This is a genomic window from Kitasatospora sp. CB01950 (assembly GCF_001905465.1).
In the GTDB taxonomy this organism is placed as follows: Bacteria; Actinomycetota; Actinomycetes; order Streptomycetales; family Streptomycetaceae; genus Kitasatospora.
The window spans coordinates 64,798-88,556 of the sequence record NZ_LISX01000010.1; the positions used below are offsets into that span (position 1 = coordinate 64,798).

Genomic DNA, 23,759 nt, shown 5'->3' on the forward strand with positions numbered 1-23,759 from the left:
AGCCGAGGGCGACATGGCCATGACCTGAACCGAACGTTTGTCGAACCGTTCACCAGATGAACGGCCGGTACGGCGATCCGGAGTTCTCGTTCAGTCCTTCACCGAGATCCCCAGCGCCTGCGCGAACTGCGGTGCCAGGTCCAGCAGTTGCCCGGTCGAGATGATCGCGCCGCGCAGCCCCAGGTGTCCGTCCGGCAGGCCGAGCCGCGCGGCCCGGCGCAGGTCGGTGTTCTTGAGCGTCGCGCCCCGCAGCCGCACGTCCTCCAGCGTGGAGCCCGGGAACGACACGTCGGTGAGCTTCGCGTCGGCGAGGTCGACGTCGCGCAGCAGGCAGTCCTCGAACACCACGTCGCGCAGCGTCGCGCCGCGCAGGTTGACCGCCTCCAGCTTGCACTGGCGGAAGACCGTGCGGCGGATCGCCGAGCTGTACGCGGAGATGCCGGCCAGCACGGTGGAGTCGATCTCGGCGTCCTGCCACTCGCTCTCGGCGAGGTCGACGCCGACCAGCCGCCCGCCGTGCAGCCACACCTCGTTGAAGCCGGCCCGGCGCAGCTTCGCGCTCTCCGCGCGGACGCCGGTGAACGCGCACTCCAGGAAGCTCGCGCCGCCGAGCTGGCCGGTCAGGTCGAGGTCGTCGAAGTGGACGGTGTCGTAGCGGGCGTCGGCCCGCAGCGGGCCGGTGTGGCGTTGCAGCAGGTGGGCATAGGGGAGGTCTTCCAGGCGCACGGGGGTCGTCAGCTCCGTTTCGCGGTCTGTGCGGTCATGGCGATGCCGATGGTGACGGCGAGCGCCACCAGGAGGCCGGCGATCAGCACGCCGGCGTCCCCGGCCAGCGTGGCAGCCAGCACCGACAGTGCGGTGACCGGCAGGACCGGCTGGGCGGCGCCGCGCTTGTGGTGGCGCGAGTGCAGGGCCCAGACGGTGAACAGGAAGAGCGCGGTGGGGACGGTGACGGCGGCGGCCGCGGCGCGGTCGGAGAGGTGGGTGGCGCCGACGGCGTGCTGGACGGCGACCTCCAGGCCCGCGCCGACGGCGGCGGCCGAGGCGAAGATCAGGAAGTGGCCGTAGCCCCAGGGCAGCGCGCGCCGGACGGAGTCCAGGTAGGGGTGGGCGTCGTCGGCGAAGTAGATCCACCAGGCGCCGAAGCAGATCAGCAGCCCGCCGCCGGCGATCGGCAGCAGTTCGGCGACGGCCTTGTGCTCGTCCAGCGCGGTCTGGATGGCGACGGTGGCGGCGGCGACGGTCTCGCCGAGCACGATGATGGTGAACAGGCCGTACCGTTCGGCGATGTGGTGCCGGTGCCACGGGGTCCGGTTGTGCAGTTCCGCCCAGACGGGGACGGCGAGTTCGGCGACCACGCCGACCGCGAACAGCGGGGCCCGGGCCTCGTGCGGGACGAACACCAGCACCACCCAGAACGCCTGGACGAGCGTGATGCCGACGGCGTACCGCAGCGCGGCGGTGCGGGCGGGCCCGGTCTCGCCGCGGGCGGCGCGCAGCCACTGGGTGACCATGGCGAGGCGCATCAGCAGGTAGCCGGTCACGCCGAGGTCGAGGTTCTGGTCCTCGAAGAGGCGCGGCACACCGGCGGCGAGCACCAGCACGCCGGTGATCTGGACCAGCGTGGTGAGCCGGTAGGGGACGTCGTCCACGTCGTACGCGGAGGCGAACCAGGTGAAGTTCATCCACGCCCACCAGATGGCGAAGAAGGTCATCAGGTATCCGGGCAGGGCGAGCGAGAGGTCGCCCTCGGCGAGCGCGTGGGCGAGTTCGCGCCCTGCCTGGGCGATGGCCACCACGAAGCACAGGTCGAAGAACAGCTCCAGCGGGGTGGAGACCCGGTGGGACTCGCCCCGGTCGCGGGCCAGCATTCGGCGGACCGCGCGGTAGCGGTCGGGGGCGGCGGTCATCGGCCTGCTTTCACGGAATGGCCGCACGGCAGGAGGCACGCGCGGCCGAAGAGTTGGACTCCGGCGATCCTGACATCCGGTCCGCGGCGGCGCACGCACCGCGTCCGGCCTGCCGATTGGCCCGGTTCCCGCCGATGTGGCCGGTCGTCAGGCTGAGTTGACGCCGCAGTGCGCGATCCGGGTGACAGCGGGGGCCGTCCGGGGCGTGTGGCGGGCAGCTTGTCCCGTCCGCCCGGTTTGGCCCGATAGATTCCTCGGCGGATGGATGGACGGACGGGCGCTTCACGGGCAACGCGGAAGGTCAAGGAGGACGGCGGGGACACTGGGGGCGGACCTTGTCGCTGCACCTCCGTGTCCGTCCCCGCCGGCCGCCTCGCGATCACCGCGCTGTCCGGCGGCGCCTGACGGCCGGTCGGCCCATCCCCGTTCGCCGCCCGCGCGCCCGCGTGGCCCGATGACGGTATGCGTACAGGTGTCCACCGAGGTCAGTGGGGGTCGTCGTGAACTGGGTCGATGGAGCCATCCTGGTCGGCATGCTGGTGGCCACCGCAGCCTGCATGTTCCTGGTGCAGCGGTACGCCTCCGTCCCCGCCCGGGAGAACTGCAACGACGTGGCGGGGTTCATCTTCGCCGCGGTGGGCGCGTTCTACGCGGTGCTGGTGGCCTTCGTGGTGATCGTGGTCTGGGAGAACACCTCGACCGCGCGGGCGACCACCTTCGAGGAGGCGGACGAGCTCGCCGGGGTCTACTGGATGTCCCGGCAGATGCCGCTGCCGGAGGGCGCCGAGCTGGAGGGGCTGACGCTCGGCTACGCGCACGCGGTGGTGAACACCGAGTGGCAGGAGATGGCCGGGCACCAGAGCGACCCGGGGGCGACGGCGCTGATGTACCAGATCCGCGACTCCGCGCTGGCCTTCCAGCCCAGCACCAACCAGGACTCGACGATCTACCAGAACCTGGTGCAGCACGTGGACGGCCTGGCCAGCAAGCGCCGCGCCCGGCTGAACCTGATCGCGGACTGCGTGCCGCCGCTGCTGTGGGCGTCGCTGATCGCGGGCGCGGCGGTCACCATCGCGTTCACCTTCCTGTTCGGCCTCTCCAACACCTGGGTGCACCTGCTGATGGTGGTGTCGCTGGCCGGGCTGATCGGACTGTCGTTGATCGCGATCAAGGAGATGAACTACCCGTTCGTCGGGCCGAACAAGGTGAAGTCGACCGCCTTCGAGGTGTTCCTGGCCAGACTCCCGCCCCCGCGCTGAGCGGCGGGCACGCTGCGTGGCGGGCCTGTCACAATTCGGCGGAACGGTGCCGGACGTGTAGTGTTCTCCAGGTCGGCAGGCGCCGCTAGCTCAGTTGGTTAGAGCAGCTGACTCTTAATCAGCGGGTCCGGGGTTCGAGTCCCTGGCGGCGCACAGACAACCGAAGGCCCCTCGCGAAAGCGGGGGGCCTTCGGCGTTCCCGGGATGCCGACCGACCCCGGGCGGGCCGGTTTCACCGCAGGTCGGGAACCGTGTAATGTTCCCTCCGTCAGCAAGCGCCGCTAGCTCAGTTGGTTAGAGCAGCTGACTCTTAATCAGCGGGTCCGGGGTTCGAGTCCCTGGCGGCGCACAGACAACCGAAGGCCCCTCGCGAGAGCGAGGGGCCTTCGGCGTTTTCGCGTCTGTGACGTACGCCTCGATCGCGTGATCGGGAGGCCCATGTCCCCTTGCGGGGTCCGCTCGTTGAGGAAGCGGGCGACACCCCGCTAAGAGGTATTTAAAGATCGCCTTAGGAGAAATGGGACATAGGCCCCTAACATCTGACAAGTCTATCGATCAAGCCGGCGAGGCTCGTACCCTCGCCCGAGCGAGCAGCCCGTCCGGGGCCTGCGGGAAGGTCTCCGTTGCCTCGAAAGCCTCGTGAACGTACGAAACGGACCGGGTGGCGCAGGCTGATACCCACCTGGCGGACGGCGCTGATCGGCATGGCGGCCTCGGTGCTGCTGGGCGTCGGCCTGTTCGCGCTGGGGGTCGCCCTGGTCAAGGTGCCGGACGCGCACGCCGCGGCCACCGCGCAGTCCAACACCTGGCTGTACTCGGACGGCACCCTGCTGGCCCGCACCGGGCAGACCAACCGGCAGAACGTCCCGCTGGACAAGGTCTCCAAGGAGGCGCAGCACGCCGCGCTGGCCGCCGAGGACCGCAACTTCTACTCGGAGGGCGCGGTCAACTTCAAGGGCATGGCCCGCGCCGCCTTCAACACCGCTTCCGGGGGCGCCACCCAGGGCGGCTCGACGATCACCCAGCAGTACGTGAAGAACGCGTACCTGAACCAGAAGCAGACCGTCAGCCGCAAGGTGAAGGAAGTCTTCATCGCGTTCAAGGTCGACGCCACCCAGAGCAAGGACGAGATCCTCTCCTCCTACCTGAACACCTCGTACTACGGGCGCGGCGCGTACGGCATCCAGGCCGCCGCGCAGGCCTACTTCGGGGTGGACGCCAGCCAGCTGAACGCCGCCCAGGGCGCATACCTGGCGACGCTGCTGAACGCGCCCAGCGCGTACGACGTGTCCTCGGCGACCGAGAACGGCAAGCAGAAGGCGACGGCGCGCTGGAACTACGTGCTCGACGGCATGGTCGCGAAGAAGTGGCTGAGTGCCGAGGAGCGGCAGCAGACGACCTTCCCGGAGGTGCAGGCGCCGAAGTCCGCGCCGGGCCTGTCGGGCCAGGCCGGCTACCTGGTGGCGGCCGCCACCTCGTACCTGACCGAGCACAACATCCTCAGCGACGCGCAGCTCGCGCAGGGCGGCAACACCATCACGCTGACCGTCGACTCCAAGAAGCAGCAGCAGCTGCAGGACGCGGTGCAGGCCCAGCTGACCGACAACCTGAAGCCGGACTCCCGCAAGGTCGACGCGGCCGCGCAGGCCGGCGCGGTGTCGGTCGACCCGAAGACCGGACAGGTGCTGGCGCTGTACGGCGGCGCCGACGCCACCAAGCACTGGATCGACAACGCCACCCGCACCGACTACCAGGCCGGTTCCACCTTCAAGGCGATCGCGCTGGCCGCCGCCCTGGACTCCGGGGCGCACACCCAGTACGGCGACCGGATCAGCGCCGACACCGTCTACGACGGCACCAACCGGCGGCCGGTGCGCGGTGCCAAGGGCGTGCCCTACGCGCCGCCGAACGAGGGTGAGCGCTCGTACGGTCAGATAAGCCTCCAGCAGGCCACCGACTGGTCCGTGAACTCGGTCTTCGCGCAGCTCGCCCAGGACACCGGCCTGGAGAAGGTCCGCTCCACCGCGGTGGCGCTCGGCCTGCCCGCCGACACCCCGCAGCTGAAGGCCATCCCGTCGATCTCGCTGGGCACCTCCAGCCCGAGCGCGCTGGAACTGGCCGGCGTGTACGCCACGCTGGACAACGACGGCCAGCAGATCACGCCGTGGCTGGTGAAGTCGCTGGAGTCCGGCGGCGAGCAGGTCTCGCTGCCCGAGCACAAGGCCACCCAGGCGATCTCCAAGGACGCCGCCCGCAGCACCACCGCGATCCTCCGCGGCGTCGTCGAGGACCAGGGCGGCACCGGCTACCGGGCCTCCTCGCTGAACCGCCCGACGGCCGGCAAGACCGGCACCACCGACGACTCCAAGTCGGTCTGGTTCGCCGGCTACACGCCCGAACTGGTCACCGTGGTCGGCCTGTTCGGTCAGGACCCGGCCACCGGCAAGCAGGTCAGCCTGGACGGCGTCGGCGGCGCGGGCAGCGCGGCGGGCGGCAAGTTCCCGGCGCAGATCTGGACGGCCTACATGAAGTCCGCACTGGCCGGTCAGCCGGTCAGCTCCTTCCCCGGCGCGAGCCGGACGCCGGCCACCACCGTCCCGTCCGTGCCGTCGGACTCCCCCTCGCCGAGCCAGAGCCCGTCCGCGTCGGACGAGGCCTCCGCCACGCCGTCCCCGTCCGCCTCCGACGGCACCGGCAGCCCGAGCTCGCGGCCCACCGGCGGCACCGGGAACGGCGGCGACGGCACCCTGCCGCGGCCCAGCCGCAGCCCGTCGGCCAAGCCCAGCGGGGGCGCCACCTCGCCGGATCCGAGCACCCCGGCCGGAAACGGCGGTGCCGGCGGGCTGCTCGGCACACAGGACCAACCTGCGGGATAGCGCCTTACGACGGAGGGGGCCGAGCTGGCACAATGCGGCGATGCACAGCAGCTCGGACCCCTCCGCCATGTCGCTCGACCCCCGGCAGGCACCCCCGGCGGACCGCCCCTCCGAACCCTCTCCCGCCCACCGCGCCGCCAAGCTCGGCCTGGTGCTGGCACTGGTCTCCGCGGTCGCCTTCGGCGGATCCGGCACCGCCGCCAAGCCGCTGATCGAGACCGGGCTCTCCCCCACCCACACGGTGTGGCTGCGGGTGGCCGGCGCGGCACTGGTCCTGCTGCCGGTCGCCTGGAAGCACCGCGACGCCGTACGCCGCCGCCCCGGACTGCTGCTCGGCTTCGGCCTGCTCGCCGTCGCCGGCGTGCAGGCCTGCTACTTCGCGGCGATCTCCCGCATCCCGGTCGGCGTCGCCCTGCTGATCGAGTACCTGGGCCCGCCGCTGCTGCTCGGCTACGTCCGGCTCGTGCAGCGCCGCCCCGTCTCCCGCCGCGCGGCGGCCGGCGCGGGCGTCGCGGTGGCGGGCCTGGCCTGCGTCGTCGAGGTCTGGCACGGCCTGTCCTTCGACGCGCTCGGCGTCCTGTTCGCCCTCGGCGCGGCCTGCTGCCAGGTCGGCTACTTCGTCCTCGCCGACGCCGGCCGCGAGGGCGACCGCCCCGTCGACCCGCTGGCGGTCTCCGCGTACGGGCTGCTGATCGGCGCGATCCTGCTCACCGCCTTCACCCGCCCCTGGGACGCCGACTGGTCACTCCTGACCCGTTCCGTCACCATGAACGGCCACCAGCTGCCCGCCCTGGTCCCCGCCCTCTGGATGATCCTGGTCGCCACCGTCCTCGCCTACCTCACCGGCGTCGCCTCGGTCCAGTACCTCTCCCCGCCCGTCGCCGGCGTGGTCGCCAACCTCGAAGCCGTCGTCGCCACCGTCCTCGCCTGGATCCTCCTCGGCGAACACCTCGGCACCCCCCAACTCATCGGCGGCACCCTCGTCCTCGCCGGCGCATTCGCCGCCCAGACGGCCTCCACCGCCAAACACTGACCCCACCCGGGCCAGGGGCGTGCCAACCGACCTCAGGCCGGCAGGCTCTCGCAGTACGGGGACAGTTCCGGGCCGGTGGTGGTGGGGACGAACTCGGTGATGCGGCAGGCGGTCGCGCCGGCCTGGGCGAAGGGGTCGGTGGCGGCGAGGGCCTCGATGGCGTCCCGGTTCTCCGCGACGGCGATGATGACGCCGCCGTCGCGCGGTACCTTGCGGCCGGAGGCGAGGAAGGTGCCGTTCGCGTAGTGCTGTTCCAGCCAGGCGACGTGGGCGGGCAGCAGCGCGTCGATGCGCTCCAGCGGGGCGGTGTAGGTCAGCTCAAGAATGAACACGTGATCATCGTACGACCCGGCTCCCGCCCGCCCGGATCAGCCCCGACTCGTAGGCGGCGATGACCAGTTGGGCCCGGTCCCGCGCGGCCAGCTTCTGCAGCAGCCGACCGATGTGCGTCTTCGCCGTGGACAGGCTGACGTGCAGGTGCGCAGCGATCTCCTCGTTGGACAGGCCGAGCCCGACCAGTGACAGCACCTCCCGCTCGCGTTCGGTGGTCCCGGCGAGCGAGGCGGACACGGGCAGGCCCGCGGGCTCGGGCCGACGGGTGTACTCCTCGATCAGCCGGCGCGTCACCCGGGGTGCCAGCAGCGCCTGCCCGGCGGCCACCACCCGTACCGCCTCCAGGAGTTCGGCGGGTCGGGTGTCCTTGAGCAGGAACCCGGCCGCGCCCGCGCGCAGCGCCGCGAACGCGTAGTCGTCCAGGTCGAAGGTGGTCAGCACCAGCACCCGGACGTCGGCCAGCGCGGGGTCGGCGGCGAGTTCACGGGTGGCTTCGATGCCGTCCAGCCGGGGCATCCGGATGTCCATCAGGACCACGTCGGGCCGTTCCCGGCGGGCGAGTTCGAGCGCCTCGATGCCGTCCGCGGCCTCGCCGACCGCCGTCAGGTCGGGCGCGGAGTCGACCAGCAGCCGGAAGCTGCCGCGCACCAGCGCCTGGTCGTCGGCGACCAGGACCCGGATCACCGGGCCACCGCCAGCGGGAAGAGCGCCGCGACCTCGAAGCCGCGGCCCTCGCGCCGGCCGGCCCGGAACTCGCCGCCGTGCACCGCGACCCGTTCCCGCATCCCGGCCAGCCCGTGCCCGCCACCACTCCCGAGGACGCCGCCGCTCCCGTGCCCGCCACCACGCCCGGGAACGCCACCACGCCCGGGAACGCCGGCACTCCCGGGGGAGCCGCCCCGCCCCTCGTCGACGACGCTCAGCGCCAGCGCGTCCGCCCGGTACTCGACCCGCACCCGGCAGCGGTCGGTGCCCGCGTGCCGGACCACGTTGGTCACCGCCTCCTGCACCACCCGGTAGCCGGCCAGTTCCAGCCCCGGTGGCAACTCCCTTCGCTCACCGAGCAGTTCGAGCTCGACCCGGACGCCCGCGGCCGCCGCCCGGCGGACCACCTCGTCCAGTTCGGACAGTCGCGGCGCGGGCAGCCGTTCGCCGTCCTCGCCGGTGCGCAGCACGCCCAGCAGGGCCCGCATCTCGTCCAGCGCGGTGCGGCTGGTCTCCTCGATCGAGGCCAGCGCGAGCCGCGCCTGTTCGGGCTGCTGGGCCGCGATGTGGTTGGCGACCCCGGCCTGTACCGCGATCACTCCGAGGCTGTGCGCCACCACGTCGTGCAGTTCGCGGGCGATCAGCACGCGTTCCTCGCGCAGCCGGGAGCGTTCGTCCTCGGCCCGGCGACGGCGGCGCTGGTCCGTCGCATACCCGGCCGTCCAGCCGGTCACCAGGATCAGCACGACCGTCAACGACGCACCGGGGCCGCCGAGTTCGGGGCGCGCCCAGGGCCAGTGCAGCACGCCCGTCCGGCACAGCGCGGCCACCGCGAGCGCGGCCGCCAGCAGTCCGCCGGCCGTCCGGGCGGGCAGCGCGCGCGGCGCGGGGTACAGCACCGCGGCCACGGCCACCCAGGGTGCGGGCGACGCCGCCGTCCCGGCGCTCAGGGCCGCGAGCACGAGCACGGCCGGCACGACGACGGCAGGGCGGCGTCGGGCGAACGGCACCGCGAGCGCGGCCACCGCGACCATCGCCCAGTCCGCCGGTCGCGGCCCGAGCCCCACCGGCGAGGCGAGCGTGACGTCCACCTGGTGCGGGCCGGACGAGGTCGCGTCCCACGCCGCCGACGCCGCCAGCCCGGCCAGCACGGCCGCCACCACGCCGTCCACCACGGCCCGTGCCCGGACGCCGAGCGGTCGGTGCAGATCCATGCGCGCCACGGTAGCGGTGCCCGCCGCCGGGGCGGATCGGACCGGAGGACGACAGGCGTCGTCGTCCCCGGGGCCGACGCACCCGGCCGGGGCCCGTCGGGGCGCCTGCGGAACGGCGGGGCGCGAGCAGGCCCGCCCGCGTCGGGCCCCGTTCTTCGACCGCGCCGGTCGTCCCCCGGTACCGGTCGCAGGTCCGGTCCGGAGCACGACGCGGCGCGCCCCCGCCGACCGGGAGGGTGTGCCGGGTCCGAAACCGGAGGAGGGCTTGTGATCGAGGCACGGGACGTAGGTCGGCGCTATCGCGGCGGTTGGGCGCTGCGGGGCTGCACGTGGGAGGTGCCGGCCGGGCGGATGGCCGGCCTGGTCGGGCCGAACGGCGCGGGCAAGAGCACCCTGCTGCAGTTGACGGTGGGTCTGCTGCGGCCGACCGAGGGCGAGTTGCGCGTGCTGGGCGGCCCACCGGCCGGACCGCGCCTGGCGCGGATCGGCTTCGTCGGCCAGGACGCCCCCGTCCACCGCTCGTTGACGGTCGCCGAGCACCTGAGGCTCGGCTCCCGGCTGAACCGGACCTGGGACCGCGCCTGGGCCCGGCGCCGGATCGACGAGCTGGGCCTCGACCCGCATCGTCGCGCGGCCCGGCTCTCCGGCGGCCAACGGGCCCAGCTCGCCCTGACCCTGGCCCTGGCCAAGCGCCCGGACCTGCTGGTGCTGGACGAGCCGGTGGCGGCGCTGGACCCGCTGGCCCGGCGGGAGTTCCTGGACTCCCTGGCGCAGGCCCGCGCCGACAGCGGGGCGACCGTCCTGATGTCCTCCCATCTGGTCTCCGACCTCGCCCGGGACTGCGACCACCTGATCGTGCTCGGCCGCGGCCGGGTCCGGGCCGCCGGCCCCCTGACCGATCTGCTGGCCGGTGGCCGCGACCTGGAGGCGTACGTGCTGGAGCAGTTGGAGGAGGCCCGATGATCTGGTTGACGTGGCGTCAGTACCGCGCACAGGCCTGGACGGCGCTCGCCGCGCTGGCCGCCGCCTGCGCCGTCTACCTCCCGTCCGGCCACCGGCCGGCGGACCTCTATGCCGCCGCCGGCCTCCCGGCCTGCGCCGACACCGCGACCGGCTGTGCGCAGGCCCAGGCCGCCTTCGCCGCTTCGCTGCGCGCCGACAGCACCGTCACCGCCCTGTTCCACCTCGGCACGGCGCTGCTGCTGATCCTGCCCGCACTGCTCGGCATGTTCGCGGGTGTGCCGTTGGTGGCACGGGAGTTGGAGTCGGGCTCGTTCCGCCTGACGTGGACCCAGGGCGTCACCCGCACCCGCTGGCTGACCGTCCGCCTCGCCCTCGTCGGCGCTTCGACCCTTCTGCTGTCCGGCCTGCTCTCCCTCCTGGTGACCCGGTGGGCGGCTCCGCTGGACCGGGCGGCCGCCCTGCCCGGCGGGGACGGCGAGTCGGCCCTGCCGGGTCGCTTCGGTCCGCCGGTGTTCGCCGCGCACGGCCTCGCGCCGGTCGGCTGGGCGCTGTTCGGTCTCGCGGTGGGCGTGGCGGCGGGCCTGCTGCTGCGCCGTCAGGTCGCGGCGATGGCGGTCGTCCTGGCGGTCCTGGCGGCCGTGCAGATCGCGGTCCCGCTGCTGGTGCGCGCCCACGTCGCGGCGCCGGTACGGGCGGACCGCGCGGTGGCACTGGCCCCGGACCGGCCGGGGGTGATCCGGATCGAGGGCCGACGGCTGTACGTCTCGGTGCCGGTGTCGGCGCCGGGTGCCTGGGTGGTGTCGGTCCGGACGCTGACCGCCGACGGCCGGCCGTTCACCGGGCCCGCCCCGGACGTGTGCCGGCCGGACGTCGGTTCGCTCGCGCAGTGCCGGGAGGCGATCGACGCGCTGCACCTGACGCAGCGCGCCGAGTACCAGCCCGCCGACCGCTACTGGCCGTTCCAGTGGGCGGAGACCGCCGCGCTGGCCCTGCTCTCGGCGGCCGTCGCCGCGGCCTGCACCGTCCGCCTGCGGCGTGGCGTGCCGGCCTGACGCGGGCTCAGCGGCCGGTCCAGCCGAACCAGGTGAAGTGGTTGAGCGGCCAGACCACGGCGGTGGTCGGCCCGACCAGGTCGGCGACAGGGACGGCGCCGCCGCCGGGCTGGTCGCGGTGGTAGCGGGAGTCGGCGGAGTCGCTGCGGTGGTCGCCCTCCACCCAGACGTGGTCGGCGGGGACGGTGACGGGGCCGAAGTCCAGCCCGGAGCAGGAGTCGTCGCCGGGGTGCAGGTAGGGCTCGCTGACGGGCTGGCCGTCGACGGTGAGGGTGGTGCCGCGGCAGGCGACGGTCTGGCCGCCGGTGGCGATGACCCGCTTGACCAGGTAGTCGTCGCCGGGCGGCAGCAGACCGATCGCGCTGAGGCCGGAGTGCAGGGCGCCGGTGAAGGCGTTGCTGTCCTTCGGGGTGGGCGGCAGCCAGCCGCCCGGGTCCTTGAACACCACCGGCTCGCCCGACTGGGGCTTCCAACCGGTCAGCGGGGCAAGCTTGTTGACGGCGACCCGGTCGCCGACCTGGAGGGTGTTCTCCATCGAGCCGGACGGGATGGAGAACATCTGGAACAGGCAGGACTTGATCACGACCGCGACCGCCAGGCCGACGGCGATCATCACGGGCAGTTCGACGTACCAGGGCCGGCGCTTGCGCCAGCCCTGCTCCTGCGTGGTCCTCTCGGTCACCGCTACCGACACCGAAACCGCCTCCTCCGACGGACAGCACGCTAACCCGCCCACCGGACGGCGCGAAATCCGCTCCTTACGCGGACCGGACACCCGGGCCGGGCCGAGGCCGGGCCGGCCCGGGCGCCGGTCAGCTCCCGGCGCGGCTGCTGTCCTCGGCGATCGCCTCGTGATGCCGGATCACCTCGGCGATGATGAAGTTCAGGAACTTCTCCGCGAACACCGGGTCCAGGTGGGCGCTGACGGCCAGTTCGCGCAGTCGGGCGATCTGCCGGCGCTCGCGCTCCTGGTCGGCGGGCGGCAGCCGGTGCTCGGCCTTGAGCCGGCCGACCTGCTGGGTGGCCTTGAAGCGCTCGGCGAGCATGTGGACGACGGCGGCGTCGATGTTGTCGATCGACTCGCGCAGGCGGGTCAGCTCGGCCCGCACGGCAGGGTCGATCTCCGTCGGGACGGGGGTGGGCTGGTCCGTCATGGGGGTGGCTCCGATGCGGGTTCGGTGGGCTCCGGGCGCGGCGGGGCACGGCGGACCGGCCGCCCCGGGCGCGGGCGAACGGCCAATCTAACAGGGCAAACACACCCTTCTCGCCCCGTTTGCCGACACGTTCCGGGATGTGGGACGGCCGCTGGACGACCACCGGACGACGGCCGGACGACCACCCGGCGACCACCGGACGACGGCCTGGCGCGGCGGCGCGGCGTTCCCCTGCCGGGCGGGCGGTCAGGCCCTAGGCTGGGCGGGCCGCGGCCGCAAGTGCGGTCGCGGGTGGAGCAGTTCGACCGGCAGTTCCCCCTACAGGAGGTACCTGATCGTGGCAACGACCCGCACCGCGCACACCGAGTGGGAGGGCAACCTGCTCGACGGCAAGGGCCTGGTGACCTTCGACTCCTCCGGCATCGGCGAGTTCCCGGTGTCCTGGCCGTCCCGGGCCGAGGCCGCGAACGGGAAGACCAGCCCGGAGGAGCTGATCGCGGGCGCGCACTCGGCGTGCTTCTCGATGGCGCTGTCGCACGGCCTGACCGGCGCGGGCACCCCGCCCGCCAAGCTGGAGACCAAGGCGGACGTGACGTTCCAGCCGGGCACCGGCATCACCGGCATCCACCTGACCGTGGTCGGCACCGTACCGGGCCTGGACGAGGCGGGCTTCGTGAAGGCCGCCGAGGACGCGAAGGCGAACTGCCCGGTGAGCCAGGCGCTGACCGGCACCACCATCACCCTCTCCGCTTCCCTGGCCTGACCTGCCGCGACCCGGCCCGGAGCGACCCGCCCGCTACGGCGTGTGAGCAAGGGCGTACGCCCTCGGCGTGCACCAAATCCGGTGCGCGCCGGGGGTTTCGTGCGTCACGCCGGAAGACATCTGCGGACAATCCGCCCGAATCACCCCGGCGGCGGTCGCGCACAGTTACACCGGCGGCCTATGATCGGCGGACGTGGCCCGAGGCCGCCGACAGCTCCCCGGTCATCGGCCGGGGCCGGGCGGAACGGGGCCGCGGACCGGTCTCCGCCCACGTGGGTGTCGGCCGTGATCAGTGGCAGCAGCGGACGGGAGCGTGCCGTGCCGGGCCGGAACGTCGGGGCCGACGCACACCATCGGGGTGGGCGGCCCGAAACGCCGCGCCCGCAGGAGGGTGCGCCGCCGCCCGGGACAGCCGCCAGTGCGCCCCAGACCTGCGCCGCCTGCGGCAGTTCGCTGAGCGCCGACGCGGTGCACCTGGCGGACGCGCTGCGGGCCAGCGAGTCGCGTTTCCGGGCCGCGTTCTCGGACGCCGGCATCGGCATGGCGCTGATCGACACCGACGACTTCGTGATCGAGGGCAATCCGGCGTTCGCGGCGATGCTCGGCCGGGAGACCCGCGAACTGCCCGGCATGCACATCCATCAGATCATCGACCCGGAGGACCCGTCCCGGCGCCGCTACCGCGAGCTGGTGCGCGGCGAGCGCGACCGGATGCGCACCGAGAAGCGGCTCAAGCACCCCGGCGGGCGCGAGGTCTGGGGCCGGGTCACCGTCTCGCTGATCCGGGACGGCGCGGGCCACCCGTACTACACGCTGGTGATGGTCGAGGACATCACCGAGCAGCGGCAGCTCGGCGACCGCCTCGCCTACCAGGCCCTGCACGACCCACTGACCAGGCTGCCGAACCGGACGCTGTTCTTCGAACGGCTGGAGGCGGCGTTCAAGCCCGCCGGGCAGGCCGGGTCGAAGGAGCCGGAGGGCGAGCCCCGGATCGGGCTGTGCTACGTCGACCTGGACGGCTTCGCGGCCATCAACGAGACGCTCGGCCACCACATCGGCGACCAGCTGCTGGTCGCCGTCGCCGCCCGGCTGGAGCACGGATTCGGCAGCGGCGAGGGCCAGTTGGTGGCCCGCCTGGGCGGCGACGAGTTCGCCGTGCTGGTCGCCGACAGCTCCGGCCACCAGCAGCTCACCCACCTCGCGACCGGGCTGATGGACGCCCTGGAGCGGCCCTTCGAGGTGGCCGGGCACCGGCTGACGGTGACCGCCTCGATCGGCGTGGTGGAACGCCCGGTGCGCGGCTCCACCCCCACCGACCTGCTCCGCGACGCCGACTCCACCCTGTACTGGTCGAAGGCCGACGGCCGCGCCCGCTGGACGCTGTACGACCGCGACCGCGGCGCCGACCAGCTGACCCGCCACCTGCTGGCGACGGCGCTGCGCCCGGCCGTGGAGCGCGGCGAGTTCGTCGTCGAGTACCAGCCGCTGGTGGGTCTGGCGGACGGCGCGGTGCACGGCGCGGAGTCGCTGGTGCGCTGGCTCCACCCCCGCTACGGCCTGCTGTCGCCTGACCGTTTCATCCCGCTCGCCGAGGAGTCCGGGGCGATCGTCCCGCTCGGCAAGTGGGTGCTGGAGGAGTCCTGCCGCCAGGCCCGGCGCTGGCTCGCGGAGTTCCCGGACGCGGAGACCTTCGTCTCGGTCAACCTGGCCGCCCGTCAGATCTGGGACTCCGACGTGGTCGCGGACGTCGCCGAGGTGCTGGAGCGCACCGGGCTGCCGGCCCGGCTGCTGCAGTTGGAGATCACCGAGAGCGCGATCCTCGGCCCGAGCGGACGCCCGCTGCAGGCGTTGCAGGCGCTCGCCGACATGGGCGTGCGGATCGCCATCGACGACTTCGGCACCGGCTACTCGAACCTCGCGTACCTGTCCCGGCTGCCGGTGCACGCGCTGAAGCTGGACGGCACGTTCATCGAGGCGTTCCGGGAGAGCTCCCCCGGCGACGGCGGGCGGCGGCGCGCCGCCGACGAGCAGATCGTCGGCGCGGTCGTGCAGTTGGCGCACGCCCTCGGACTGACCGTCACCGCCGAGGGCATCGAGAACGCCGCCCAGGCCGAGCGCCTGCGCCAGACCGGCTGCGACACCGCCCAGGGCTGGTACTTCGCCCGCCCGGGCGCCGCCGACCGGATCGCCGAGATACTGCGGGAGCGCTCCCCCGGCTCTCCGTGAGCTAGCTCTCCGTGCGCTAGCTCTTCGTGAGCCCGTACGCCTCGGCGATCAGGCCGTAGGAGGTGAGGCGGTTCCGGTGCCCGTGGATGTGCGAGGTGACCATCAGCTCGTCCGCGCCGGTGCGACGGCGCAGCGCCTCCAGGCCCTCGGCGACCTCGGCGGGGGTGCCGAGCACCACGTTGGCCAGCCAGGAGTCCATGAAGTCCTCCTCGGCGAGGGTGTAGGGGTGCGCGGCGGCCTCCTCGGGGGTGGGGATCGGCCCGGGGCGGCCCTGGCGCAGCCGGAGCATGCCGAGGCCGGCCGAGCGGGCCAGCCACCGCGCCTGCTCGGTGGTCTCGGCGGCGACGGCGCTGACGCCGATCAGTGCGTACGGCTCGGCGAGCACCTCGGACGGGCGGAAGGTGTCCCGGTACAGGTCGAGCGCGGGCACCGTGTTGGCGGCGCTGAAGTGGTGCGCGAAGGCGAACGGCAGGCCGAGCCGGGCGGAGAGCTGCGCGGAGAAGCCGGAGGAGCCGAGCAGCCAGATCGGCGGACGGGCGGCCGAGCGCGGCACCGCTTCGAGCCGGGCGTAGGGGTGGCCGTCGGGGAAGTCGCCGTCCAGGAAGTGGGTGAGTTCGGCGAGTTGGCGGGGGAAGTCCTCGGCGCCGTCGGCCAGGCCGCGGCGCAGGGCGCGGGCGGTGGCCTGGTCGGTGCCGGGGGCGCGGCCGAGGCCGAGGTCGATCCGGCCGGGGTGCAGGGCCTCCAGCAGGCCGAACTGTTCGGCGATGGAGAGCGGGGCGTGGTTGGGGAGCATCACGCCGCCGGAGCCGAGTCGCAGGGTGCTGGTGTGCGCGCCGAGGTGGGCGAGCAGCACGGCGGGCACCGAGGAGGCGACGCCGGGCATGCCGTGGTGTTCGGCGACCCAGAACCGGTGGTAGCCCCAGCGCTCGGCGTTGCGGGCGAGTTCGGTGGTGGCGGCGAGGGCCTCGGCGGCGGTATGGCCGGTGCCGACGGTGGCGAGGTCCAGGATGGAGAGCGGGGCGGGGGCGGCGCCGGCCGCCCGGCCGCGGATCCGGCCGTCGTCGTCGGGCTGCCGTTCGCTCGGTGCGGTGCTCATGCGGTCCCGTCCTCCTGTGGCCCCGGCCGGGTGCCCGGGCGTTCGTCGGTGCACAACCCGCGCACCGGGCGCACTGTTCCCGCCCGCCGGGCGGTTCCCTTCGGCTGGCGACTTCCCGCGCTGGCGCGAACTCGCCAGCCGATGTGGTCGAGCGGGGCCCGGGGATGCGGCAGGCTGGTGGTCGTCGCGGTGGCCCCACCGGCCTCGCGCACCGCACGGACCGGCGGGCTCGACCAGCACCGCCCGGTTCTCCCCGAGCCCCCGCAGCGGCACCCCGCCGGGGGCTCTCAGCGTGCCCGGGCCCGTGTGCGACATCCCACACGGGGGTGCTTCAGGTGATGAAAGGTGTTCGCGCTAGCGTTGACCCCTGTTGCAGCTGCCTCTCCCCCGGGCGGTCTGGAGGGAGAGAACCATGGACGCCAACACGGTGATCACACCGGCGTGGTACTGCGCGCTGGCGCTGGTCGCGGTGCTGGGTGACGCCTTCCTGCCGTTCCTGCCCAGCGGGACGCTGGTGATCCTGGCCGTGCTGAAGACCGGCCAGATGGGCGGCTCGCCGCTGCCGCTGGCGGCGGGCGTGGCGGTGGCATCCTTCCTCGGCGACCTGCTGCTGCTCAACCTGGCCCGGCGCGGCGCGCCCGCAGTGAACCGCCGCCTGGAGCGCCGGCCGCAGCTGGCGGCCAGCGTGGCCCGGGTGCAGCGGGCGCTGACCGGCCGCACCACCAGCCGGACGGCGGCGACGATCGTGATCGTGGCCCGCTTCGTCCCGGCCGGGCGGACGGTGCTGGACCTGGCGGTCGGCCACTCCCCGAACCGGCCGTGGACGTTCCTGCGCTGGTCCGCGGTGGCGGCGGTGGTGTGGGCGGCGTACATCGTCAGCCTGGGCTGGCTGAACCTGCACTGGTTCGACACCGAGTGGCTGAGCCTGGTGATCTCCTCGGCCGCGGCGACGGTGATCAGCAGCCTGGTGGTCCAACTGGTGCGCCGACGCCGCCGGCTGGCCGTGCTGGTCGAGGGCGAACCCGCCTAGGCATGCGGCCCAGCTGGGCTTTTCTGTCCCAGAACGGCAACAGGACGCCATCGGCGGGAGCCGTCGGAACTCGGTCCGCGTGGTGACTGGTTGAGGGTGGGCGGCGTTGGACCGTCCGTCCCGGGCATGCCATCCTTGGGTGGCGAAACCGTCAAATTGTCCGAGTTTGCCAGAAGTTGACCATCCGGAGCCGCGGGCCGGCGTCCGGATCTTCTTCTGGTCGGGCCCACTGCGGCAGGGGAGACCATGAGCACCATCTCGCGCAGGACAGTGCTGTCCGCGACGGCGGCCACCGCGGCCCTGGGGGCCGTCGCCGCCTGTTCGAGCGGGGGTGGTGCGGCCGGCCGACCGGGTTCCGACGCGGGCACCGGCAGCGGCGGCGCCAAGCCCGCACCGGGCCAGTCCGACGCCAAAGGCACCCCGATCGGCGACGGCTCGAACGCCGACACCGGCCCGCAGCCGAACCAGCCGAAGCCGGAGAAGCTGAAGCCGGGCGAGACCCCGCCGCAGTTCGTGGTGCTCTCCTGGGACGGCGCGGGCGCCACCGACGACGGCCAGTTCGCCCGGTTCCTCAAGCTCGCCGAGGAACACAAGGCCGCCATGACGTTCTTCCTCTCCGGCATCTACACGCTGCCGAAGGAGAAGTCCTCGCTGTACCACCCGCCGAAGCACTCGCAGGGCGCCTCCGACATCCCGTTCCTCTCCGAGGGCGCCGTCCGCAACACGCTGAAGCTGGTCAGCCAGGCGTGGCTGGCCGGCCACGAGATCGGCACCCACTTCAACGGCCACTTCTGTTCGACCCGCTCCGACGGCAACGGCGTCAACAAGTGGACGCCGGAGGACTGGGAGAGCGAGATCGAGCAGGCGGTCGGCTTCGTCACGCAGTGGCGGACCAACACCGGGATCACCGACGTCGACCCGCTGCCCTTCGACTACAAGAAGGAGCTGATCGGCGGCCGCACCCCCTGCCTGGAGGGCCAGAAGGCGCTGCTGCCGACCGCCGCCAAGCTCGGCTGGAAGTACGACGCCTCCTCGCCGGGCGGGCAGCAGATCTGGCCGCAGAAGGTGCAGGACGGCAAGATCTGGGACTTCCCGCTGCAGGGCATCCCGTTCCCCGGGCACGGCTTCCAGGTGCTGTCGATGGACTACAACATCCTGGCCAACCAGTCCGCCGGCTCCACCAAGGGCGACCCGGGCAAGTACGGCCAGTGGCGCGACCAGGCCCGGGACGCGTACCTGGCGGGCTTCAACCGCGCCTACACCACCAACCGGGCGCCGTTCTTCGTCGGCAACCACTTCGAGCAGTGGAACGGCGGCATCTACATGGACGCCGTCGAGCAGACCCTCAAGGAGATCGCCGGCAAGCCGGACGTCCGGCTGGTGTCCTTCAAGCAGCTGGTCGAGTGGCTGGAGGCGCAGGATCAGTCCACGCTGCGCAAGCTGCGCACCCTGAACGTCGGCCAGTCCCCGGCGGGCGGCTGGCAGACCTTCCTCGGCACCGCCTGACGGTCCGCCGCCTGACGGTCCACCGGCTCCACCGCCCCGGCCGCCGCACTGCGCGGCCGGGGCGCGCGCCGCGGGTAGCGGTCCTGCACGGCGGCGGCGATCGTCCGGGAGGCCCGCCCGTCGCCGTACGGGGAGGGCACCTCGGCGAGCCGCGCCGCGACGCCCCGGTCGGCGAGCAACTCCCTCAGGGCGGCGTCGAGTTCGGCCCCGGGGCGGGCGAGTCGGGCGAACCCGGCGCGGACCGCCTCCGGGCGTTCGGTGGAGTTGCGGACCACCACCAGGGGGCGCTTGAGCACCGTGCACTCCTCCTGGACGCCGCCGGAGTCGGAGACCAGCAGCCGGCAGTGCCGGGCCAGCGCGAGGAACGCCGCATGGTCGAGCGGCTCGATCGGGCGCAGCCGCCCGCCGCCGCCGAGCAGCCCGGCCGCGGCGGCCGCCGCCCGGGTGCGGGGGTGCAGCGGCAGCAGCACCGGCAGGTCGAGGCCGCCGAGCTGGCCGAGCAGCCGGGCGAGCCGGGCGGGGTCGTCGGTGTTCTCGGGCCGGTGGACGGTGGCCAGCAGGTAGTTCTCGGGCGTGACGCCGTACCGGTCCAGCACGGCGCGGGCGGCGCTCTCCCCGGGCAGGGTGGCGAGGGTGGCCTCGACCACGGTGTTGCCGGTGACCAGGATCTGCCCGGGGTCGATGCCTTCGCGCAGCAGGTGGGCGGCGGCGGTCCGGGTGGGCGCGCAGTGCAGGTCGGCGAGGGGTGCGATGACGCGCCGGTTGGCCTCCTCGGGCATGTCGCGGTCGAAGGACCGCAGGCCCGCCTCGACGTGGACGACGGGGATGCCCGCGCAGTGCGCGGCGAGCGCCCCGGCGGCGGCGGTGTTGGTGTCGCCCTGGACGATGGCGGCGGCGGGCGGGTGTTCGGTGAAGTGGTGGCTGAGTTCGCCGACCATCCGGCCGATCTGCCGGCCGCGCGGTTCGCCGCCGATGCCGTCCAGCCGGTGGTGCGGGGCGGGCAGGCCGTAGCCGGTGAAGAACGCGGTGGTGAGGGCCGGGTCCCAGTGCTGCCCGGTCCACACCACCCGGGCGCGCGGGCCCAACAGCCGTGTGACTGCGGCGAGTTTGACGATTTCCGGTCGGGTTCCGAGGACCAGGGCGAGGTCGCGGGAGGTCATGGTGCTCCGTGGGTGGGACGGGATGACGGACCGAGCGGCGAGATGAGCGGACAAGATTTTCGAATGGCGATCACATGGTTGTGACGCCACGTCAGGGATCACCGTGCGCCGCGCCCGCGCCGACCGACCGCACCCGCAGGACCACCCGCCCGGCGCAACGGCCGGACGCCCGCGAGCGCCGCCGCCGTTCGAGTTGACGCCCCCGCGCGGCCGTTGGAGTTGACGGCCGATCGCCGCGTCCGGCGTCCGAGTGCTCTTCCGCCCGCCCCGCGCGTCGGTGCGGTCTGATGATCGGCCCGGAAGTCACCTTTGGCGAGGCCTGGAAGCCACCGGGCCGGGACGAGAGGAGACAACCGTGTACGGACCCATCACCGGGGGAATCCCGCCGGTCGCGGCCGGCGGCGGAGTGCTGGCCTCCACCGGGTCGCCCGGGCTCGGCCTGGCCGCCGCCGCGGCCGCCGGTCTGCTGCTGGTCGGCGTGCTGCTGGTGCGGCGCGGCCGGCTGGCCGCCTCCGGACCCCGGTCCGACCGCCCGGGCCCGGACCGCCGCCCCTGACCGTCCCCGGACCCGGGCGGCCCCGTCCGCCGGGTCCGGCCGTCCGCCCCTTCGCGTGGAGCCGCCCATGCCTGCCACCGCACTCTCCGGGCCGCCGGTCCGGTCGGCCGTCCGTTCCCGCCCCGGCCTGCTCGGCTCGGTGTGCGGCCCGCTCGCCCTCGCCCTGGCGGGCCTGCTGGTCGGCGGCGAACGCATGTACCGCAACCTGGAGTTGACCGCCGTCGCCCAGATCACGACCCACCTGCTGGGGCTGCGCACCCTGCTGCTGCCGAGCCCGGGCGCACCGGTGCTGTACGCGGGCGGACCGGATCACTTCGAGCGCGGCATCGCGCTCACCACCGGGTGCAGCAGCGCCCTGCTGATCGCGCCGTTCGCGCTGGTCCTGGGCCTGCTGCTGGTGTTCGGCCACCGCCGCCCGGGCCGGCTGCTGCTGGCCCTGGCGCTGGCCGTCGCGATGATCGCCGGCACCAACCTGGGCCGGCTCACCCTGATCGTCGCCATGCAGCACCGCTACGGCAGCTCCGGGTTCGAGTGGACGCACGTGCTGTTCGGCTCGCTGCTGATGATGGTCGCCGCCCTGGCGGCGCTGCTGCTCTGTCTGGCCGTGGTCGCCCGCGGCTCCGCCCCCGCCGAGGACGTCGCCCCGTGAGCCTGCTCGACCTCTCCGTCTGCCTGTCCTTCGTCCTCGGCGTCGGCTTCCTCGGCTACGTCGGGGTGATCGTGACGGGCTTCCTGCGCGCCCGGCCGGACGCCCCCGGCGACCCGTCCGGCTACCAGTGGCACTTCGCCGTCCCGTGCCGCGACGAGGAGACGGTGATCGGCCTCACCCTCGACCACCTGCACCGGCGCTTCCCCACCGCCCATCTGTGGGTGGTGGACGACCACTCGACGGACCGCACCGCGGAGGTGGTCCTCGCCCTCGCCGTCGCCGGGCTGCCCGTCCACCTGGTGCGGCGCCGGCTGCCGGACGCCCGCACCGGCAAGGGCGACGCGCTGAACGCCGCGTACCACGCGCTGGAGGAGTGGCTGCCCGCCGGCGCCGACCCGGACCGGGTGGTGCTCACCGTGGTGGACGCGGACGGCCGCCCCTCGCCCAACCTGTTGCACGTACTGGCCGGACCGGCCTCGTTCGGCGACCCGGCGATCGGCGCCGTCCAGGTGGAGGTCCGGATGTCCAACCGGGCGGTGGCCGCGCCGCTGCCCGGCCGCGGCCGGATCGCCAACGCCCGGGCCCGGCTGCTGGCCCGGCTGCAGGACCTGGAGTTCCGCGGGCCGATCTCGGCCATGCAGATCACCCGGCGCCGCACCGGCACCGTCAACGTCGGCGGCAACGGGCAGGCCAACCGGCTCAGCGCGCTGCGCGCGGTCGCCGCCGAGACCGGCAGCCCGTGGGGGCGGGCCCTGCTGGAGGACTTCGAGCTGGGCCTGCGAATGATGCTGGCCGGCCGCCGCAACGGCTACACCACCACCGCCTGGGTCGAGCAGGAGGCGCTGTGGAGCGTCCGGCAGCTGCTCACCCAGCGGGTGCGCTGGGCACAGGGCTCGATGCAGTGCGCCCGGTACCTGCCGCGGATCTGGGGCTCCCGGGAGTTCAGCGCGCTCGGCTTCCTGGAGGTGGGCTATTTCATGGCGCAGCCCTGGCTGCAGGTGGTCGGCATGTTCGCCTACCTGGTGCCGATCGGGGTCTTCGGCTACCACGCCTGGGCGTACCCGGAGTTCACTGCGGACTTCCTCGCCCACGGCGGCGCGCTGCTGATCGGCCTGTACCTGTTGATCGGGATCTCCGAGTTCGCCGTCTGGGGGCCGCTGTACCGGCGCCGCTGCGAGCGGGACATCGGCCGGGGCTCTGCGCTGGCGTACGGGCTGGCGCTGGCGGTCTACGCGTTCGGGACGTACCTGGTCGCGGTGCGCGCGTTCTGGCGGCTGGTGCGCGGGGAGCGGGACTGGCACAAGACCGCTCGGGCAGCCGTGCACTGATGGTCCGTCATGCCCTTTTCGGGGCTACTCCATTCGACCGGATTTTCCGACTGTTCACATAAATCCCTTGCCTGATACGGGAATTGATCGACAGCCATCGGAACCGGCAGCACCCCCTCCTCCCCTAGAAAGGCGGTCCATTCCGTGACCACCGTCTCCACCCGCAACCGCGTCCTGGCCGGAGCAGCCCTCGCGGCCGGCCTGTTCTGCTCCACCGCACCGGCGTTCGCCGCGCTGACCTCGCCCGTGGCAACGGCGTACGTGGTCTCGGCCGACGCTCTGAACGGCGCGGCGGCCGTCCCGCCGCAACCGTTGTCCACCTACCCCCCTGGCGGCACCCAGACCGAAGTGGGCCTGACGGTCGGACCGTTCGCGACCGACGCCACGCTCACCGCCACCACCGCGGGCGACCCGGCGGCCGGCACCTCCTCCGCCTCGGCCACCGTCGACCGGTTGGGCCTCACCTTCGGTCCCACCCTGACCGGGTCGCTGACCGGCGTCGAATCCACCTGCAACGCCACCCCTGACGGGGCCACCGGCAACGGCATCATCGCCAGCGGCACCGTCACCATCCTGGGCATCCCGACCACGCTGGAGGCCAACGCCCCGAAGAACACCGGCGTCACCATCGCCGGCCTCGGCGAGCTGATGCTGAACGAGCAGTCCACCGACGCCAACGGCGTGCTGACCGTCAACGCCGTGCACTTCACGCTGCTGCCGACACTCGGCGGCGCCAACGTGATCATCGGCCACGTCGAGTGCGGCGGCGCCCCGGCGGCCGCGACCGTTCCGATGATCAACCGGCAGGTCGGGGTGATCGGCGGTTCGCTGGCCGCCGCGGTCGTCCTCGGCGCCGTGTACCTGCGGCGCCGCGCCTGAGCGGTCCGGGCCCGAACGCCGGGTGCCCTCCCGCTCCGGATGCGGAGGCGGGAGGGCACCGGAACGT

At 73.5% G+C, this 23,759-nt stretch carries 22 protein-coding genes and 2 tRNA genes; 15 read left to right on the forward strand and 9 right to left on the reverse strand.

The window, feature by feature from the left end:
• Positions 1 to 90: 90 nt before the first annotated feature.
• Both AMK19_RS24185 and AMK19_RS24190 read right to left on the reverse strand, forming a co-directional pair.
• Positions 91 to 726, reverse strand: coding sequence for a pentapeptide repeat-containing protein (locus AMK19_RS24185; protein WP_241844553.1), 636 nt, complete (start codon positions 724 to 726; stop codon positions 91 to 93).
• Positions 727 to 734: 8 nt separating this feature from the next.
• Entirely contained in the window at positions 735 to 1,910 is a 1,176-nt protein-coding gene (locus tag AMK19_RS24190; RefSeq protein ID WP_073815228.1) for a low temperature requirement protein A, read from the reverse strand.
• A 500-nt stretch (positions 1,911 to 2,410) separates the two neighbouring features.
• On the opposite strand from AMK19_RS24190, the gene AMK19_RS24195 reads away from it, so the two are divergent.
• The 5 genes from AMK19_RS24195 (at position 2,411) to AMK19_RS24215 (ending at position 7,078) form a co-directional block, all read left to right on the forward strand.
• On the forward strand, positions 2,411 to 3,169 hold the full coding sequence (locus tag AMK19_RS24195) for a bestrophin-like domain (protein WP_241844554.1): 759 nt from the start codon (positions 2,411 to 2,413) through the stop codon (positions 3,167 to 3,169).
• A gap of 79 nt (positions 3,170 to 3,248) precedes the next feature.
• Positions 3,249 to 3,322: transfer RNA gene (locus AMK19_RS24200), tRNA-Lys, on the forward strand.
• A 122-nt stretch (positions 3,323 to 3,444) separates the two neighbouring features.
• Positions 3,445 to 3,518 (forward strand) — tRNA-Lys (locus AMK19_RS24205).
• Positions 3,519 to 3,873: 355 nt separating this feature from the next.
• Positions 3,874 to 6,045 carry a transglycosylase domain-containing protein gene (locus AMK19_RS24210; protein ID WP_143200363.1) on the forward strand — a complete coding sequence of 724 codons (2,172 nt, stop codon included), beginning with the start codon at positions 3,874 to 3,876 and terminating at the stop codon, positions 6,043 to 6,045.
• Positions 6,046 to 6,085: 40 nt separating this feature from the next.
• Entirely contained in the window at positions 6,086 to 7,078 is a 993-nt protein-coding gene (locus AMK19_RS24215; protein ID WP_073815232.1) for an EamA family transporter, read from the forward strand.
• A gap of 32 nt (positions 7,079 to 7,110) precedes the next feature.
• On the opposite strand, the gene AMK19_RS24220 is transcribed toward AMK19_RS24215, so the two are convergent.
• From AMK19_RS24220 to AMK19_RS24230, 3 genes are read right to left on the reverse strand one after another with little or no spacing between them, the layout of a single operon-like run.
• Positions 7,111 to 7,410: a YciI family protein gene (locus tag AMK19_RS24220; RefSeq protein WP_073815234.1), complete on the reverse strand. Its 300-nt coding sequence runs from the start codon at positions 7,408 to 7,410 to the stop codon at positions 7,111 to 7,113.
• Positions 7,411 to 7,414: 4 nt separating this feature from the next.
• Complete coding sequence (locus AMK19_RS24225) at positions 7,415 to 8,095, reverse strand: response regulator (protein WP_073815236.1); 681 nt, start codon at positions 8,093 to 8,095, stop codon at positions 7,415 to 7,417.
• Positions 8,092 to 9,330, reverse strand: coding sequence for a sensor histidine kinase (locus AMK19_RS24230; protein ID WP_073815238.1), 1,239 nt, complete (start codon positions 9,328 to 9,330; stop codon positions 8,092 to 8,094). Before AMK19_RS24230 ends, AMK19_RS24225 begins: the two co-directional genes overlap by 4 nt.
• A gap of 267 nt (positions 9,331 to 9,597) precedes the next feature.
• Between AMK19_RS24230 and AMK19_RS24235 the strand changes: the two genes are divergently transcribed.
• Together AMK19_RS24235 and AMK19_RS24240 are read left to right on the forward strand one after the other, a co-directional pair.
• A complete protein-coding gene (locus tag AMK19_RS24235) occupies positions 9,598 to 10,293 on the forward strand; it encodes an ABC transporter ATP-binding protein (protein WP_073815239.1) in 696 nt (231 codons plus the stop codon).
• Positions 10,290 to 11,345, forward strand: a complete 1,056-nt coding sequence (locus AMK19_RS24240) for an ABC transporter permease subunit (protein ID WP_073815241.1) — start codon at positions 10,290 to 10,292, stop codon at positions 11,343 to 11,345. The genes AMK19_RS24235 and AMK19_RS24240 overlap by 4 nt, the downstream gene beginning before the upstream one ends.
• Positions 11,346 to 11,352: 7 nt before the next feature.
• On the opposite strand, the gene lepB is transcribed toward AMK19_RS24240, so the two are convergent.
• Both lepB and AMK19_RS24250 read right to left on the reverse strand, forming a co-directional pair.
• Positions 11,353 to 12,027 (reverse strand): signal peptidase I, encoded by a 675-nt coding sequence (gene lepB / locus AMK19_RS24245; RefSeq protein ID WP_073815242.1) that lies wholly within the window; start codon positions 12,025 to 12,027, stop codon positions 11,353 to 11,355.
• Positions 12,028 to 12,157: 130 nt separating this feature from the next.
• On the reverse strand, positions 12,158 to 12,499 hold the full coding sequence (locus AMK19_RS24250) for a chorismate mutase (RefSeq protein WP_073815244.1): 342 nt from the start codon (positions 12,497 to 12,499) through the stop codon (positions 12,158 to 12,160).
• Between the two features lie 337 nt (positions 12,500 to 12,836).
• On the opposite strand from AMK19_RS24250, the gene AMK19_RS24255 reads away from it, so the two are divergent.
• On the forward strand, positions 12,837 to 13,262 hold the full coding sequence (locus AMK19_RS24255) for an OsmC family protein (protein WP_073815245.1): 426 nt from the start codon (positions 12,837 to 12,839) through the stop codon (positions 13,260 to 13,262).
• A 318-nt stretch (positions 13,263 to 13,580) separates the two neighbouring features.
• Entirely contained in the window at positions 13,581 to 15,488 is a 1,908-nt protein-coding gene (locus tag AMK19_RS24260; RefSeq protein WP_073815247.1) for an EAL domain-containing protein, read from the forward strand.
• Between the two features lie 16 nt (positions 15,489 to 15,504).
• Here AMK19_RS24260 and AMK19_RS24265 read toward each other — a convergent pair whose 3' ends face one another.
• Positions 15,505 to 16,584: an LLM class flavin-dependent oxidoreductase gene (locus AMK19_RS24265; RefSeq protein ID WP_073815248.1), complete on the reverse strand. Its 1,080-nt coding sequence runs from the start codon at positions 16,582 to 16,584 to the stop codon at positions 15,505 to 15,507.
• A 412-nt stretch (positions 16,585 to 16,996) separates the two neighbouring features.
• Between AMK19_RS24265 and AMK19_RS24270 the strand changes: the two genes are divergently transcribed.
• Entirely contained in the window at positions 16,997 to 17,614 is a 618-nt protein-coding gene (locus AMK19_RS24270; protein ID WP_073815250.1) for a DedA family protein, read from the forward strand.
• A 246-nt stretch (positions 17,615 to 17,860) separates the two neighbouring features.
• A complete protein-coding gene (locus tag AMK19_RS24275) occupies positions 17,861 to 19,120 on the forward strand; it encodes a hypothetical protein (RefSeq protein ID WP_073815251.1) in 1,260 nt (419 codons plus the stop codon).
• Here the strand turns inward: AMK19_RS24275 and wecB are convergent.
• Complete coding sequence (gene wecB / locus AMK19_RS24280; RefSeq protein ID WP_073815253.1) at positions 19,036 to 20,280, reverse strand: non-hydrolyzing UDP-N-acetylglucosamine 2-epimerase; 1,245 nt, start codon at positions 20,278 to 20,280, stop codon at positions 19,036 to 19,038. The genes AMK19_RS24275 and wecB overlap by 85 nt on opposite strands.
• A gap of 355 nt (positions 20,281 to 20,635) precedes the next feature.
• Here wecB and AMK19_RS24285 point away from each other — a divergent pair, with 355 nt between their 5' ends.
• From AMK19_RS24285 to AMK19_RS24300, 4 genes are all read left to right on the forward strand, one after another.
• Positions 20,636 to 20,836 carry a hypothetical protein gene (locus AMK19_RS24285; protein ID WP_073815255.1) on the forward strand — a complete coding sequence of 67 codons (201 nt, stop codon included), beginning with the start codon at positions 20,636 to 20,638 and terminating at the stop codon, positions 20,834 to 20,836.
• A 67-nt stretch (positions 20,837 to 20,903) separates the two neighbouring features.
• On the forward strand, positions 20,904 to 21,485 hold the full coding sequence (locus AMK19_RS24290) for an archaeosortase/exosortase family protein (RefSeq protein WP_073815256.1): 582 nt from the start codon (positions 20,904 to 20,906) through the stop codon (positions 21,483 to 21,485).
• Complete coding sequence (locus AMK19_RS24295; protein WP_073815258.1) at positions 21,482 to 22,813, forward strand: glycosyltransferase; 1,332 nt, start codon at positions 21,482 to 21,484, stop codon at positions 22,811 to 22,813. Before AMK19_RS24290 ends, AMK19_RS24295 begins: the two co-directional genes overlap by 4 nt.
• Positions 22,814 to 22,957: 144 nt before the next feature.
• The gene (locus AMK19_RS24300) at positions 22,958 to 23,692 is read left to right on the forward strand and encodes a choice-of-anchor P family protein (protein ID WP_073815259.1); all 735 of its coding nucleotides are present in this window, start codon (positions 22,958 to 22,960) and stop codon (positions 23,690 to 23,692) included.
• Positions 23,693 to 23,759 lie beyond the last annotated feature (67 nt).